Source organism: Streptomyces sp. NPDC051051, from assembly GCF_040682975.1.
Classification (GTDB): domain Bacteria; phylum Actinomycetota; class Actinomycetes; order Streptomycetales; family Streptomycetaceae; genus Streptomyces.
Window position 1 is genome coordinate 1 of sequence record NZ_JBFBCB010000003.1, and the last position, 13,645, is coordinate 13,645.

A 13,645-nucleotide genomic window follows, 5' to 3' on the forward strand; every position below is an offset into this window, starting at 1 on the left:
AGGTCGTCGCGGATGTCATCGGGCTCCCACTTCGATCCGGCGAGGAGGTGCTGCAGCCCGTCGGGCGTGCGGTGGCCGGCCTGTTCGGCCAGCTGTTCTTGCGGGCCACCGGGGCGAGCAGCCCGCGTACGTAGTCACGCATGCGGCGGCGGAGCTCGACGCGGCCGAAGCGGTGTCCGATGGTCAGGAACAGATCGTCCAGTTCGAGGTCCCACTGCGCGGCGGCATACTCGGTGATCACCCTCGGAGGCTGCCCCGCCGCTGTCACTACCAGCGGCGTTGTCGCACGATCGAGGGGCGGTCCCCGTAAGACCGCCCCCACACGATCGAAGCCGCGCTACACTCCGCCCGCCCGGCGAAAGACCAGGTCAGACAGCGAAATCCTGCTGGAGTACTAAGGACAGTTGATCTTTCCCTAACTGTTTTGCTGTCGCCCGTCGCCGCCGAGGGAGGTCCCGGATGAGAATCGGAGCCCAGACTGCTGACGAAGGGGAGATGGCGGTGAGACACACGCTGAACTTGTGGCGTCAAGAGCTCGGAGAGGTGCCTGATTCGGTCTGGCGACAGACCGAGCTCGATGTGCTGATCCTCGCGGACAACGGACTCACGACCCTCCCGCCGGACATCGGGCAGCTCCACCGGCTGAAAACCCTGGACCTGGGCCACAACGCACTGGCGTCGGTACCCGAGGAACTCGGCAAGCTGACCGAGCTCAGCGACTGCCTCTACCTGCACGACAACCAGCTGTCTCGGATTCCTGACTCTCTGGGAAACCTGACCCGGTTGCGTTACCTCAACGTCGGTGAGAACTCCCTCACCACCCTGCCAGAAACCATCGGTGGGATGAGCGGCCTCATCGAGCTCAGGGCACAGCACAACGGGCTTACCGCCCTGCCCGATGCCATCGGTCAGCTCCGCTGCCTGCGTGAGCTATGGCTCCGCGGAAACGCCATCGAGCACTTGCCGTCGTCAGCAACCAAGCTGCACGAACTGCGTCACCTGGACCTACGCGAGAACTTCCTGACCGAGGTGCCGGAGTCACTGGCCGGCCTACCGCGACTGCGTCAGATCGACCTGCGGAGCAACCACCTGGGCCAGCTGCCCGACTGGCTCGCCCTGATGCCATCGCTGGAGAAACTGGATCTGCGTTGGAACGAGGTCGATCCCTCCCTACCGCTCCTCAGCGAGCTGGAGCGGCTGGGATGCGTCGTCTTGACCTGACAGTGACGCCCGGGCCAGGGCCAGGCCCGGAGGGTGATACCAGGCCGCTACTTGGTGGTCGGGACGGGCCTGCCGATAGTGGCTCAGACCGAGTCGGTGTCACCGGCGCGGAGGCGCTCACCCGTGTGAGTGCCCTCTCCCTGGCAGCCGGGGCTGCTCAGGGCGCGGGCGATCCGGACCGCGCCGGTGTACGCATCGCTGATTCCACAGAATGATCCGGTTGACGTGGCCTTCGACCACGCCGGAGCTCCACGGCAGTGTGAGGCCGGCGGTGACGGCGTCGAGGTCCTGGCGGAGGAAGGCCGCGAACTTGGCGATCGGTGAGAGGTCGGACGGCGCTGTCACGTTGTTGGGCACCTGGGTCTCCGACGGCGCTTCGGAACGTGGCGTGGGTCGGGTTTCGGGCCGGTGCTCAGGCCTCGGCAGGCAGGTCAGCGGCGCCGGTGATCTGGTCCCGGACGGCGAAGCGGACGGTCGTCTCGGCGCGGTAGTCGGTGGCGGTCATCGGGTGGCGGCGAGGCCGGAAGTGGGGTGAAATGCCGCTGAACGCGGACAGGAACCGCTGCGCGGCGCCGGCCGAGCGGAAGCCCTTCATCGCGTGTTCGCGTCGGCGGGTGGGCTGGTGGCTGTTCTCCGCCCGGTTGTTGAGGTACTTCGACCGCCGGTGGTCGACGGAGGGCGTGATGTCGCGGTGGGCGGCGCCGTATGAACGGAGTTTGTCGGTGACGGCCACGCGCGGGACCGCACGCGTCTTCTTCATCAGGCGGCGGAAGAAACGCCTGGCCGCGACCTTGTCCCGGCGGCTCTGCACGAGGACGTCCAGGACGTTGCCGCCGGCGTCGACGGCCCGCCAGTGGAGAAGAACACCACCGGCACGGTGCCGTCGTCATCGAGGTGGGCCGACAGTGACAGAACCTGCTCGGCCAAGTGCTGCATGGTGCCGTTTTGGCAGTAGGGCCGCATCGACCCGGAGCGGTCCAGCACGAGGTACACCGCAGCCCGTACGCTTTCCAGCCCATGACTGCGCACGCTGGCGCCCGCTGTCTTGTACAGGCTGACCAGATCGGGCGCCCTTTCCCGCATCTTGGTCAGGCTGATGGCCGCAGCATGCTCAATGCCGTTCGTCGGGATCACTCCCCCATGGCGGCACCCCGCTTCCCAGCAGGTGCTGGCGGTTGCCTCCTCGGCTGCGAACAGTGCGGTTCGGACTCCATGACCTGGCAGTAACGGGCGGTATGGCGTCGGGTTGTGCGAGCGTCCCCTTGCAGAACTCAGGCCGAGTACGGGCCTGTGCAAGAGGACGGTCTCGCGTCGGGCGCAGATGGCGTTGCCGCCGCCTGCGCCCGGGCGTCATCCCGCTGCCGCGCGTTCCTTGGACGGTGTCCGGCGTGTTGTCGGGGTGTCCAGGTGGACCACGACGGTGGTGTAGAAGCGCTGTACGGCGTCGTCGACGCTGCGGATGAAGCCGGTCTCGGCGTTGCCGCGGCCGCTTCCCATGCTCTTGAGCAGGGACAAACGGAATCCGGTGATCTTGGTGCCGTTGTCCTTGGGGAGCAGGTCCGCCGGTTCGGGGCGCAGCCGCTCCAGCGTTCCGCGTGGCCCCCCGGCTTCGCTGTCGACCAGGGTTTCGATGTGCAGGTCTGCCGGTGCCTCGGCCAGGTGCCGGACGAGTCGCTTGGCCCAGCTCAGGGGGTAGCCCTGCTCGGGAGCAGGGATGTCGATGCCGGTGCGCAGTTTGCCGGTGCGCAGGTCGGCGCTGACGATCAGGACTCCGGGGGTGCCGTCGATGCGCAGCTCCGCCTGAAGCTGCCCATCGAGGCAGAGCTGATCGGCGAGGTGATTTCGGCGCTCGTTGGGGTCCGTTCCGCGCTTGGCGCGCTGGACGGGCAGTACTTTCTGTCCGAGTTCGCCGCCCAGCCTGAGGCAGACCTGGCGAATGAGCCGCTCCCAGTTCTCGACCACCTCCAGCGCCCGCGCGTCGCCCTGGCAGAGGGTTTCGTCGTCGATCCCGTTGCGTACGGGGACCCAGGCCGGACCCATGTTCTGGAAGCCGTGGCAGCCGGAGTTCTCGTGCTGCAGGTAGTGCAGCAGTTCCTGCAGCAGCCAGGCGTGCGTCGCGTTGCCCACTCCCTCGTGTCTGATCAGCATCTGCGCCTGGTAAGCGACTTCCGCCCAGGACAGGTGCCAAAGGGCGACCTTGTGCTTGCGCCGCTTGTCGATCTTGACGTCGACGAGCGGACTGCCCTCCAGCGCGACGTCGTTCGTCAGCGTGATCACGGCCTCGTAACCGCGGCGCGCGGCGATGTCCATGTACGCCTGTACCTGGTCGGCCTTGAGCGCGTTGCCGTTGGTCTTCGTCTCGACCAGCGCGGTCCACAGCTTGCCGGCCCGCTCCACGCGGATCACCCCGTCCGGGCGCCGCGGACTGTCGCCATGGGGCAGGGAGACCTCCGTGAAGGTCTCCATACGGCCCGCCGGAGCCCCGAACCCCGCGGTGAGCCTCCTGCTGAACTCAGGCACCTGCGCCATCACCGACAGCAGCACCGAAGTGGCACGCATCTCACGGTCCCGGTCGCTCTTGAGCACCGAGACGGGGAAGAGCCTGGCCGGCCTCCAGGAGTCGTTCTCCGCCAGGGTCTTCTTGACCGTCTTGGGAAGGGTGACCTTCTTCTTCGCGGTGCGGGGGCGCGCGGCCGACTTCCTCGGCTCGACGGCCTCGCCCTCAGGCCGACGAGGAGCGGGGATGGCCTCCAGCGCCGCCTGCGGAGCCGGCTCCTCGGCCGGTATCGCAGGCGCTGCATCCGCCTGCTCGTCGGCTTCCGTGCCGTCGAGCGCTGCCTCCGTCTCCGCCTCCGTGGCCGCGTCGTCCTCGATGTCGACCCCGAAGTCGGTCGCCAGCCCCGCCAGGCCGCTCTCGTAGCCCTGCCCGACGGCACGGAACTTCCATCCCTCGCCCCGCCGGTACAGCTCGCCGAAGATGACCGCTGTCACCGAGCCGACGTCATCGACGGCGAACCGCAGGAGACTCTCACCGGCCGCGTCGGCCAGCGTGATCCTCACATCCTCCAGCTCACCGAAACGGGCTTCGCCATACCTGCTCGCGGCGACGACGATCCGGTCGATCCCGGACGGCACCGCGGTGAGGTCGAAACTGATCCGGTCCTCACTGCCGTCCGCCGTCGGCGTTTTACCCAGAAGCTGCACGCTCCCGTCAGCGGCCACCGGATGGTTGTAGAAGTAGAAGTCGCTGTCGCTGCGCACCTTGCCGTTCGCATCCAGCAGCAGGACCGACACGTCCGCGTCGCCCTCACCAGTAGGGCTGACCCAGCCCAGACTGACGATCACTGAACCGACGCTGTCACTCAGGTCCGCCAGGGCCACATTCGAACCCATGATCATTTCCTGCACAAAGCCCCCCAACGGCGCACCCTGGGCATGCGGAAGATTCCAGCCCATCTGTCTCTTGCGCGACACAAGCTGACGAGTCGCGCGGAGAAGACTGTAATACGCACCGAGCTCGATCGTGGAGGTTCCGTGAAGCCGGATGTGTAACAGCGGTGTCCGGCGCTGAACCGCGTCTGCTTCCCCCGCACGCCTGCCGCGCCCGTACGCGCAGAGGCCCCGCACCGGAATGTCGGGCGGGGCCGCTGTCATGCGGGGAGTTGCGTGTCACGGTCCGGGCAGGGATGGGCCGACAACCTGTCCATCACGACACTTCGACCCTCGACCGGGGTGAGGCGGCGGCAGGTGTCCTCGACCACACCCGCCTCACCCGCACGGGACACGGCGGAAACCGGTCCGGGACGCGTCACTTGTCGGCGACCGTCTCGGCGAACTGTGACCAGTCGGTGAACCCCCAGTCCCAGCGGTGGCAGAAGCGCTCTTCGGGAAGGTCGTCTTCCGAAGGATCGAGCAGCATCGACTGGGCGTGCTGGCCGTCACCGACCACGAGGGTGAGCAGATAGCCTCCCGTACCCCGCGGACTCGTCCGAGGCCGTGCCGAGGCCTCAGGACATCATCTCGTACGCCCCCGACAGCGCCTCGACGCGCTGCCAGACGCGCTTCGAACGCGCCTCGTCGACCGCCGGGCGCCGGACGGTGCCGAGTGCCCAGAGCTGCTGTTCCTCGGTTGCGGAGTCCTTGCCGTGCAGCTGGACGGCGTGCGCGGAGAAGTCACGTACGAGGACGGCGAACAGTTCGTCGAGGACGTCCTCCTCGACGCCGGCCAGGGCCGCCTGCTCCAGGACCAACTGCCCGTGGGCGACGAGCGCGAAGAGCTGCCCGACGGCGAGGAGGAGGTCGAGGTCCCGGCTCTGCTCCTCGCCGGGAGCGGCCGTGCGTACGAACTCGCAGAGCGCGTCGGCCTGTTCACGGAACCGGGCGACGTTGAGCAGGTGGGCGTAGGTGTCGAAGGCCGGCCGCCAGTCGTGGAAGCGCACCGAGCCGAGGCCGCGGGCCGGGCCCTGGCGGAAGAGGCAGTCGTCGTCGGCCGCGTCGAGGCGGGTCGGGACGGGCTCGTAGGCGACCGGGTCGAGCCGACTGTGTTTCGTCACCTGGGGCGGCCCATTTCGTCGGTAACCCCAGGTTGCCAGCCTCCCACAACCCTATGTGTCACACCTCAGTGGAAGACTGGCGGCACAACGAAGCTTCGGAAGGGCAGCGCGATGCGGCAGGGTCACCCGTCGAGCGCCACTGCTCGGGGGTGGCTGGTGCCACGGGGGGAGATGCGCGGCTGTGATCTTCGACAGTCTTGATGTGTCGTACGGCGACATGTGGGGTTCCCATCGGGGAATGACCCATCCGGACCCGATGTCGCGCGCGGTCGCGGCACGCAGACATGCTGCCGGGATGGATTACGCGGTTCTGCTGTCCGCGCGGGAGCGACCGCTGGCACTGGTCGAATACTGGCCGCGCCGGATGTGGCGTATGTATCTGTTCGACGACAGGTCCTGGTGCATGCAGATGATCGACCTCAAGCCGCACAGCACGGGGATGTTGTTGGCTCACCGGAACACCCGATGGCAGTTTTCCAACGAGCAGGAGCACTCGTCCGGGAAGTGGGATGTTCAGGAGACCACGACCGTCTCGGCCGACGGGCAGGTCGAGGTGAGGTCCGAGTTCGCCGGGCCGAGGGGAGCGTCGACGGAGCCACTGCACGCTCGAACATCCGGTCCGTCGAGCGTCCCCGTGCGGCGGTTCCCGGCGCCCGTCGAAAGCTTCCTCTGCCCCGTACCGGAATTCGGCGACTGGCAGGTGTTCGCGCCGTTCCTCGCCCAGCAGGGCCACGAGCCCGCCACGACCGTAGTCCTGAGCGACGTGTCGGTGGACGAAGGGTCGGGACCGCTGCGCGCCACCGGAATCGAGCAACTGTTCAGTCCGGGCGCGTGCGACACTCCGGACGGGCCGGCCGTCGTCGAGCCCGTTGTCGCCGGCCTGCTGCGGATCACGTCAGGGCAGCTGGCGGTCTCGGACCCCGGCTGGATCGGAGAGACCCCGCGGACCGTCGCTGTGCCACCGGGCGAGTTCCCGGTCACGCTGTCGCTTTTGCGCACGACACGCGGGGCCGGTGTCGCCGCGGCCAGGGTGACGTTCCTGGACGTCCCGCCCCGCGAGTGGGAAATGGCCCTCCGACCCGACGAGGACCTGGGGCTGCTCGGCGAGGGCCAGTTCTACGGGGTTGGCGTGGATACCGGCACAGCGGCTTTCATGGATGCGACTCGGACGGTGATCGAAGACAAGCTGGACGAGGACCTGTTCGTACCCCTCGACAGCCATTTCAGCGTCGAACTGCCCAGCACGGAGCTCGAGCCGAACCTCATCGCCTTCCGTGCCGGCCGGGGCGACGGGGCATACCCCGTCTGGATCGGCCGCACCGATGACGGACAGGTTGGTTGCGTCGTCGTCGACTTCCAGCTCCATTCCGCCGACGGGGGAGAGCAAGGAGCCGCCGACCATCGGCGCGCGGCCGCACTGCCCGAGACTGGGACCACGGCGAACCTCCAGAGTGCACACGGCGATTGAGAAGCTCGACGACTCGATCACCGACTTCGGCTTGGTGGACGCCTTCCCGGGGGACGTCAGGGAAGCTCGCCAGCATTACTACGCATCGACGTAGCCGTGCCCTAACAACGGCTGAACATCCCTGGTTGCCTTGCGGCCCGCATCTGGACCTGGCCCACGTCTCACCCCGGCACGGCAGCCCCTTCCCCCTGACGAGTGCGCAGGCCCGGTACGGCGCGGGTGGCCAGGTCCAGATCCAGGCGGCGGTTCACATCCGGTTCGAACCGGTCGTAGGGATTCACATGCGTCCAGAACAGCGGAGACAGTGCGCGCCGGTCCGCATCGGTGAGGATGTCAGCCCATTTCGGATCAACGAGGACCTGCTGCATCAGCAGCGTGTCGACGTGGACCAGGGCGGACGGGAGCAGGTGCAGCGCGAGCATGCTGACCTCCTGGGATTCCTTGTCCGCACCGGTCAGGTCGCCGTCCTTGCCGTAGAAGAGGTCCTTGTTCGCGGAGTTCCAGTTCTCCACGACCTGGAGTCCTTCATGGATCTCGCGCCGCATCTCGACATCCGCGAGGTAGTCGCACACGAACGCCGTGCGCACCGCGCCCCAGCTCTTCGATCGCCTGGTGGGTGGGGTGCTTGGGGCCGCCGCGGGTGAAGCGCCGCAGGACCTGTTCGGCCTCGGCGGCGCCCAGACGCAGGGCAATGGTGTACTTCACAATCTGGTCGTACTGAACCGCTCCGGGATCGGTGGAGGCTCCATGCGTTGACTCCAGCCGCCGGTTGAGGCTGGTGTTGAGCGTAGTGGTTGGTCTCGTGTTCGTGGGGCGGGATGTCTCCGACCGCTGTGCGGAGACGCTGGTTATTGAACCAGTCGACCCATTCCGCGGTGGCGAGTTCGACGTCGGCAAGGCCGTGCCAGGGCTTGCGGGGTTTGATCAACTCCGTTTCGCAGAGGCCGATCCGGGATTCCACGAGAGCGTTGTCCAGGGCGTCGCCGACGGTGCCGATCGAGGCGTCGATGCCGGCGTCGAGGAGATGCGCGGTGAACGCGAAGGACGTGCACTGCCCGCATCCGAGTGATGAACCAGGCCCGGACCAGCGGATTTCCTGCACGATCCCGGCGCCACAGCGCCATGTCGAGGGCGTCGAGGGCGTCGAGGGCGTCGAGGGCGTCGAGGGCGTCGAGGGCGTCGAGGGCGTCGAGGACGAGCTTGGCCCGTTTGCTGGTGGCGGCGGACCAGCCCACGATTGCCCGGGAGAACACGTCCACGACGAATGCGACGTAGACGATCCCGGACCAGGTGGAAACGTAGGTGAAGTCGGCTACCCACCGCTGGTTCTGACGGGACGCGGTGAAGTCGCGTCTGAGTAGGTCAGCGGCCCGTTCCTGGCCGTCGTCCCGGATGGTGGTGCGGATCTTCTTCCCGCGTCGGGCGCCCTCCAGGCCAAGATCGCGCATCAGTCGGGCGACGGTGCAGCGGGCCACCGGTATGCCTTCGCGATGCAGCTGCCGCCAGACCTTGCGCACCCCGTAGACGCTGAAGTTGTCCGCCGCCTACGCGGTCCTGCCGCCCGTGTGAGGCCGGGGTACGGCGCGCAGGGCGACGTCGACGGTGGCGTGGAGCGCCTCGCGGCCCGCGTCGGCGTTGGCGTGGAGGAAGGTCTCGGTGACCGCGTAGGCGGTGGGCTGGGCGAGGGCCTCGCAGGCGTAGGCCATGTCGGCTTCGGCGTAGCGGGCGACGGCGCGGTGGAACAGTTCCTCCTTGTTGCCGAACGCCGCGTACATGCTGGTCCGGTTGATGCCCGTGTCATCGGTGAGGTCGGTCAGCGACCGGGCCCCGGTACGGGGAGGCGGTCCATGGCCGGCGCGCCGTAACGGGTGAGCCGGTCCTCGGCGGCCGGGCCGAACTCGTGTGACTGCAGCGCCTGTTCGATGTCGCTCGCACGGGACACAACCATTTGGCGGCGACATGAGTCTTCGTCAGCGATCACATGGTGATCGCACTGACGAGGAGACCATCATCACCGCCATACGCAAGACCCTGACCGCCACCGCAGTTGTCGGCGCCGTCCTGGCGGGCTCGGCCGCCTGCGGCACCGTGGAGCAGCTCTCCGCCGGGAGGAAGCTCGACCAGGCCTTCGAGAAGCTCGCCGGGGAGAAGACGATCTCCTTCGAGCTCGATCTCGACACCGACGCCGGGAGTCTGAAGGCGCTGGACGCCTCGTCGGACCCGGAGCCCGGTGAGGAGCTGCCCGACGAGGCCGCCGACCTGCTCAGTGACGCGAAGATCAGTGTCACCGTGCAGTCGAAGAAGCCGATCGAGGAGTCCGGGGAGAAGGACTACGTCGGCATGGCGCTGAAGATCAGCAACAAGGACGGTGACCTCACCGAGTACCGGGTCGTCGGCGATTACACCTACATCCGCTCCGACGTGAACATCCTCGGCAAGGCGATGGGCTTCCCCGTACCGTCGGTGAAGGACCTGCCCCCGGAGGCGAGCGGGCTCAAGAAGGTGCTTGAGGGCGAGTGGGTGAAGATCAACACCAAGGAGATGGAGAAGACCACCGCCGAGCTGGGGGCGGAGCCCGGTGCGAAGCCCGCGCCGGAGCCCACCCTCGACGCCAAGACGCAGAAGCACCTGCTGGAGGCGCTGCGCAAGACCGTCGCCCGCGAGGTCGACTTCAAGACAGCCGGTGACGAGGACGGTTCCGAACACATCACCGCCACTGCTCCGTTCCGTACGCTGATCACGGAGTTCCTCGGCGAGATCCGTCCGCTCGCGAAGAGCTTGCCGCCGGGTATGGAACTGCCCACGGACAAGGACCTCGAGGACGCCCCCGACGCCAAGGTCACGGCTGATTTCGCTCTCAAGAACGGCGAGCTGACCGAGGTCTCCGTCGACCTCGCCAAGCTGGCCGAGAACGCGAAGGTGAAGAAGCTGGGCCTGGTGGTGCGGATGACCGAGGGCCGGACGCCCACGGCTCCGGCCGGTGCCACCGAGCTGAGCATCGACGAGGTCCTGGGCGGGTTCGGCGCCGCGATGATGGACGAGGAGGCCTTCCTCGGGGACGAGGAGGCCTTCCTCGAAGACGCGGCGTAGGCACGCCCCTCGTCGGGCGGGCAAGGCGCGGTGCGAACGCGCCGCGCCGAGCCCTCTCGACGAGGCCGGACCCTGCGGCCGGTGGGCTGCACGCTTCGGGGAACGCACCCACGCGGCCGAGGAGGCCGTCGCCCTCCGCAACGGCCGCATCCTGCTCCGGCGCGCCCACGGGGGCGGACCGGACTGCCGCTTCCTTCCCGACGGCGCCCCCGGGATCACCACCGTTCAGGTCAGCCGCGTCCGGTATGCCGGCGGACGCGAGCCGGACGCCCTCAAGCCGGCACGTGCCGGCTGGCTCCCGTGCCGGACGGGGGCAGCGATCCGGCTCGGCTCCTCCCCGGGCCGCAGGAACCCCGAAGCCGGTCGTGTGCGCCTTTTCCCCGTGAGCGACCTACAGCGTCAGGTCCAGGTCGGCGACGGTCCGCCGGGGTCTCCGTACGGCACTGGCCGGCCGGTGAACGCATCGAGCAGAAGACGGTCGCCCAGTGGCCGCCGCAGCTCCACTTTCACGTTCTGCTGGATCATCTCGGCGCTGCAGGGGCCGCTGCGCTCCCCGCGACGGAGGCGTGGACAACGACGCTCCCGTCGGTCTCCAGCGCCTTTACGACGGGGCCGTCGTCGCAGGCTCCATGAGTGGCCTTCACCGTGATGGACCGACCGTCCCCCGACACTGCGGCCAGCCGGACGACGCTCATGAGGCCGCCGTCGGAGTCCTGCCGCGCTTGCCCGATCGGCGGCTCGGGAAGCTGTGACGGGGTGACGGCGACCCGCTTGAGCGGGGTGTCGTAGCCCTCCAATGTGAACAACCACGCGGGAACGGTTGCGGCGCCGCGGCTGGTGGTGATCGTCATCCGGCCGAGCCGCGCGCCCGTCACGGCCAGCCTGGGTCCCTCGCTGTCGTTGAGGGCGAAGGACCGGTACGCCTCCTCCGACTGCACCAGCGGACGGCTCAGGGCAGTGCCGTTCTTCCACCGCACGGTCCCGTGCACGGCGGTGGTCGGCAGTCTGCCGCGCAGTTCGACCACGTCACGAGCGCGCTTCTGCTGCAGGGACTCATCGTTCGCACGGCCCTCGTCGGCCCGCTGGTCATCGCCGCAGCCTGCCAGGAGGCAGGCGCCCAGCAGGGGCGCCAGGAGCAGGCTGACGAAGCGCTTCGCTTGTGGGTTCATGGTGTTCCCCCGGAGTGGCCGGTGACGGATGCGTCCTGCTGGGAGCGTGGCGCGCGAGGCCCTCCCCCGGCGGCGCCGGCTTTGCTCCGCCCCTTCGACGCACAAAGGGGCGTGGAGGTTCGCTGATGGCTGCCTGCGCCGCCTGGCGGTTGGGTGGCGTTTCTCGCGGACAGCCAGCGCGATGACGAGCCGCCTCCCGCCATCGACAGAGCGCGAGTCCGCGAGCCAACGGGATCCTGATCGTGCCCTACGACTCCGTGCAGTACCTCGCCTTGCGTGATGACAGGCAGATGCCGCTTGGCTGCCGGCCGATCCTCGCCGACCTGGAACGCGGAGACGTGCGGTTCGGGACCCTGGATGAGCGGCGTCCGTGGAGGAACCCGAGCGCCCGACGAGGCTGTCGCCGGCCTCAGACGTAGTTGCGGGACAGCTTTTGGAACCGGATGGTCCTCACCGGCAAGCCGGTCCGCCGGGAAGCTCCCCGATCGAGCAGAGGGTCGTGACGTCCATGTCTCCGACCCTGCTGTCTCCAGTCACCGGAGACTCAAGGTCATTCCCCTGCCGGGCCCCGACCGAGGCGTCCTCCGAGTTGCTCAGCACGCGTCGCGTGGTTTCCGCCGACCGCCAGAACGACCGGCACACTTGCACGCGCCGGGCGGGCGGTGGCAGCGCCATGTGCCACCGCCCGCCGACGGCCTATGTCTACAAGCCCTTGGACTCATTCATCCAGAGCAGTCATGAGGGGCGCGTCTGTGGATGGATACCAGAAGACAAACCTACTTACATAACCCCATAAAGTGACAATATTCGCTTATTATGAATTTCTTGGGCTGACGTTCCTCGTGGTCATTCTCAGGCCGGTAGGCGAGGCGGGTGAAAGGGACTGCGGTCGTGAGTGGTGGACAGAGCGGACTTTCCCGGTTGCTGACGGCGGCGGAGACGGCGGCGCCGGTGGATGCGGTGGACGTGGTCGCGGAGGACCTGCGGCGGCGTTTCGAGGCCGCGAAGGTCTCTTTCCTCATCGTGGACCTGACAGGGAGGGCGGTGGCGCGGCTGTCCACCGCCCCTGGGGAGGGTGGGCGGGAGGCGGAGCGGATCCCCTTGTCCGGCAGCGTCTACGAGGAGGTGATCCGTACCCAGCGGGTCTATCAGGAGGCGACCGGGCAGGGACACCAGGTGATTGCGCCGGTCACCAACCGGGGGGACGCGATCGGGCTGCTGGAACTGCTCCTGCCGGCCGCCCCCGGCGAGGACGTCCTGCATGCGGTCGGGGAAGCCGCCCACGCCCTGGCCTACGTCGTGATCGCCAACGGGCGCTTCACCGACCTCTACACCTGGGGCAAACGCTCCAGGCCCCCCACCCTGGCAGCAGAAATCCAGTACCAGCTACTCCCCCTGGCACTGTCGTGCGAGGCGGCGCAGTTCACCCTGTGCGGGAACCTGGAGCCCTCCGAAGGCCTCAGCGGTGACACGTTCGACTACAGCCTGGACCGCGACACCCTCCATGTCTCGGTGACCGACCCCATGGGCCACGACATCGACGCCGCCCTGGCCGCCACGGTCCTGGTGAGCGCCCTGCGCGGGGCCCGCCGCGCAGGAGCCGGCCTGGTCGAACAGGCTCACCTGGCCGACCAGGCGCTGGCCGACCACGGCCGGGGTCACGCCACCGGGCAGCTGCTGCGCATCAACCTCCGCACCGGGCAGACGCAGCTCGTCAACGCCGGTCACCCCTGGCCCCTGCGCATGCGCGACGGAACTGCGGAGGAGATCACCTGCGAGGTGGACCATCCCTTCGGGCTGTCCCTGTCCGCGCCCCACACCTACCGTGTCCAGGACCTCGATCTGCGCCACGGTGACCGTCTGCTCATGTTCACCGACGGCATGCTCGAACGCCACGGGGAGAAGGTCGACCTGTACACCCTGCTGGAGCGCACCCGGGACCTGCACCCACGGGAGACCGCAATGGCGCTGACGTCCGCAGTTCGGGACGCTGCCGGCGGCCGGCTCGAAGACGATGCCACCGTGATGTGCCTGGACTGGCACGGCCCCCAGGAGACCCAGCGGCACGTCAGCTCCGGCGCGGACACCGGGCAAGCCTCAGCCGGCCGCACGAAGCAGCCGTGACCATGGCGCTCTCCTGGACG

General features: G+C 68.2%; 8 protein-coding genes and 7 pseudogenes. 4 read left to right on the top strand and 11 right to left on the bottom strand.

Features of this window, described 5'->3' with window-relative positions:
• Nucleotides 1-241, bottom strand: a pseudogene (locus AB0N31_RS03140) (hypothetical protein); the annotation flags it as partial.
• 254 nt (nt 242-495) lie between these two features.
• On the opposite strand from AB0N31_RS03140, the gene AB0N31_RS03145 reads away from it, so the two are divergent.
• Nucleotides 496-1,221 (top strand): leucine-rich repeat domain-containing protein, encoded by a 726-nt coding sequence (locus AB0N31_RS03145; protein WP_366056830.1) that lies wholly within the window; start codon nt 496-498, stop codon nt 1,219-1,221.
• 412 nt (nt 1,222-1,633) lie between these two features.
• Here the strand turns inward: AB0N31_RS03145 and AB0N31_RS03150 are convergent.
• The 5 genes and pseudogenes from AB0N31_RS03150 to AB0N31_RS03170 form a co-directional block, all read right to left on the bottom strand.
• Nucleotides 1,634-2,074: pseudogene (locus AB0N31_RS03150) on the bottom strand (DDE-type integrase/transposase/recombinase); the annotation flags it as partial.
• A pseudogene (locus tag AB0N31_RS03155) lies at nt 2,074-2,304 on the bottom strand (VWA domain-containing protein); the annotation flags it as partial. The pseudogenes AB0N31_RS03150 and AB0N31_RS03155, both read right to left, overlap by 1 nt.
• Before the next feature lie 267 nt (nt 2,305-2,571).
• A complete protein-coding gene (locus tag AB0N31_RS03160) occupies nt 2,572-4,620 on the bottom strand; it encodes a TerD family protein (RefSeq protein ID WP_366056831.1) in 2,049 nt (682 codons plus the stop codon).
• Nucleotides 4,621-5,029: 409 nt separating this feature from the next.
• Nucleotides 5,030-5,170, bottom strand: a complete 141-nt coding sequence (locus AB0N31_RS03165; RefSeq protein WP_366056612.1) for a hypothetical protein — start codon at nt 5,168-5,170, stop codon at nt 5,030-5,032.
• Between the two features lie 58 nt (nt 5,171-5,228).
• Nucleotides 5,229-5,756 (bottom strand): annotated as a pseudogene (locus AB0N31_RS03170) (acyl-CoA dehydrogenase); the annotation flags it as partial.
• Between the two features lie 199 nt (nt 5,757-5,955).
• Between AB0N31_RS03170 and AB0N31_RS03175 the strand changes: the two are divergent.
• Nucleotides 5,956-7,242 (top strand): DUF4241 domain-containing protein, encoded by a 1,287-nt coding sequence (locus tag AB0N31_RS03175; RefSeq protein ID WP_366056613.1) that lies wholly within the window; start codon nt 5,956-5,958, stop codon nt 7,240-7,242.
• A gap of 161 nt (nt 7,243-7,403) precedes the next feature.
• Here the strand turns inward: AB0N31_RS03175 and AB0N31_RS03180 are convergent.
• The 4 genes and pseudogenes from AB0N31_RS03180 to AB0N31_RS03195 all read right to left on the bottom strand — a co-directional run bounded on the left by AB0N31_RS03180 (nt 7,404) and on the right by AB0N31_RS03195 (nt 9,017).
• Nucleotides 7,404-7,947 (bottom strand): annotated as a pseudogene (locus AB0N31_RS03180) (Tn3 family transposase).
• A gap of 166 nt (nt 7,948-8,113) precedes the next feature.
• A pseudogene (locus AB0N31_RS03185) lies at nt 8,114-8,344 on the bottom strand (hypothetical protein); the annotation flags it as partial.
• A gap of 76 nt (nt 8,345-8,420) precedes the next feature.
• Nucleotides 8,421-8,777, bottom strand: a pseudogene (locus AB0N31_RS03190) (IS3 family transposase); the annotation flags it as partial.
• 9 nt (nt 8,778-8,786) lie between these two features.
• Nucleotides 8,787-9,017 (bottom strand): hypothetical protein, encoded by a 231-nt coding sequence (locus AB0N31_RS03195; RefSeq protein WP_366056614.1) that lies wholly within the window; start codon nt 9,015-9,017, stop codon nt 8,787-8,789.
• Between the two features lie 313 nt (nt 9,018-9,330).
• Here AB0N31_RS03195 and AB0N31_RS03200 point away from each other — a divergent pair, with 313 nt between their 5' ends.
• Entirely contained in the window at nt 9,331-10,332 is a 1,002-nt protein-coding gene (locus AB0N31_RS03200) for a hypothetical protein (RefSeq protein WP_366056832.1), read from the top strand.
• A 521-nt stretch (nt 10,333-10,853) separates the two neighbouring features.
• On the opposite strand, the gene AB0N31_RS03205 is transcribed toward AB0N31_RS03200, so the two are convergent.
• A complete protein-coding gene (locus tag AB0N31_RS03205; protein ID WP_366056615.1) occupies nt 10,854-11,501 on the bottom strand; it encodes a hypothetical protein in 648 nt (215 codons plus the stop codon).
• 891 nt (nt 11,502-12,392) lie between these two features.
• Between AB0N31_RS03205 and AB0N31_RS03210 the strand changes: the two genes are divergently transcribed.
• Entirely contained in the window at nt 12,393-13,625 is a 1,233-nt protein-coding gene (locus AB0N31_RS03210) for a PP2C family protein-serine/threonine phosphatase (protein WP_366056616.1), read from the top strand.
• Nucleotides 13,626-13,645 lie beyond the last annotated feature (20 nt).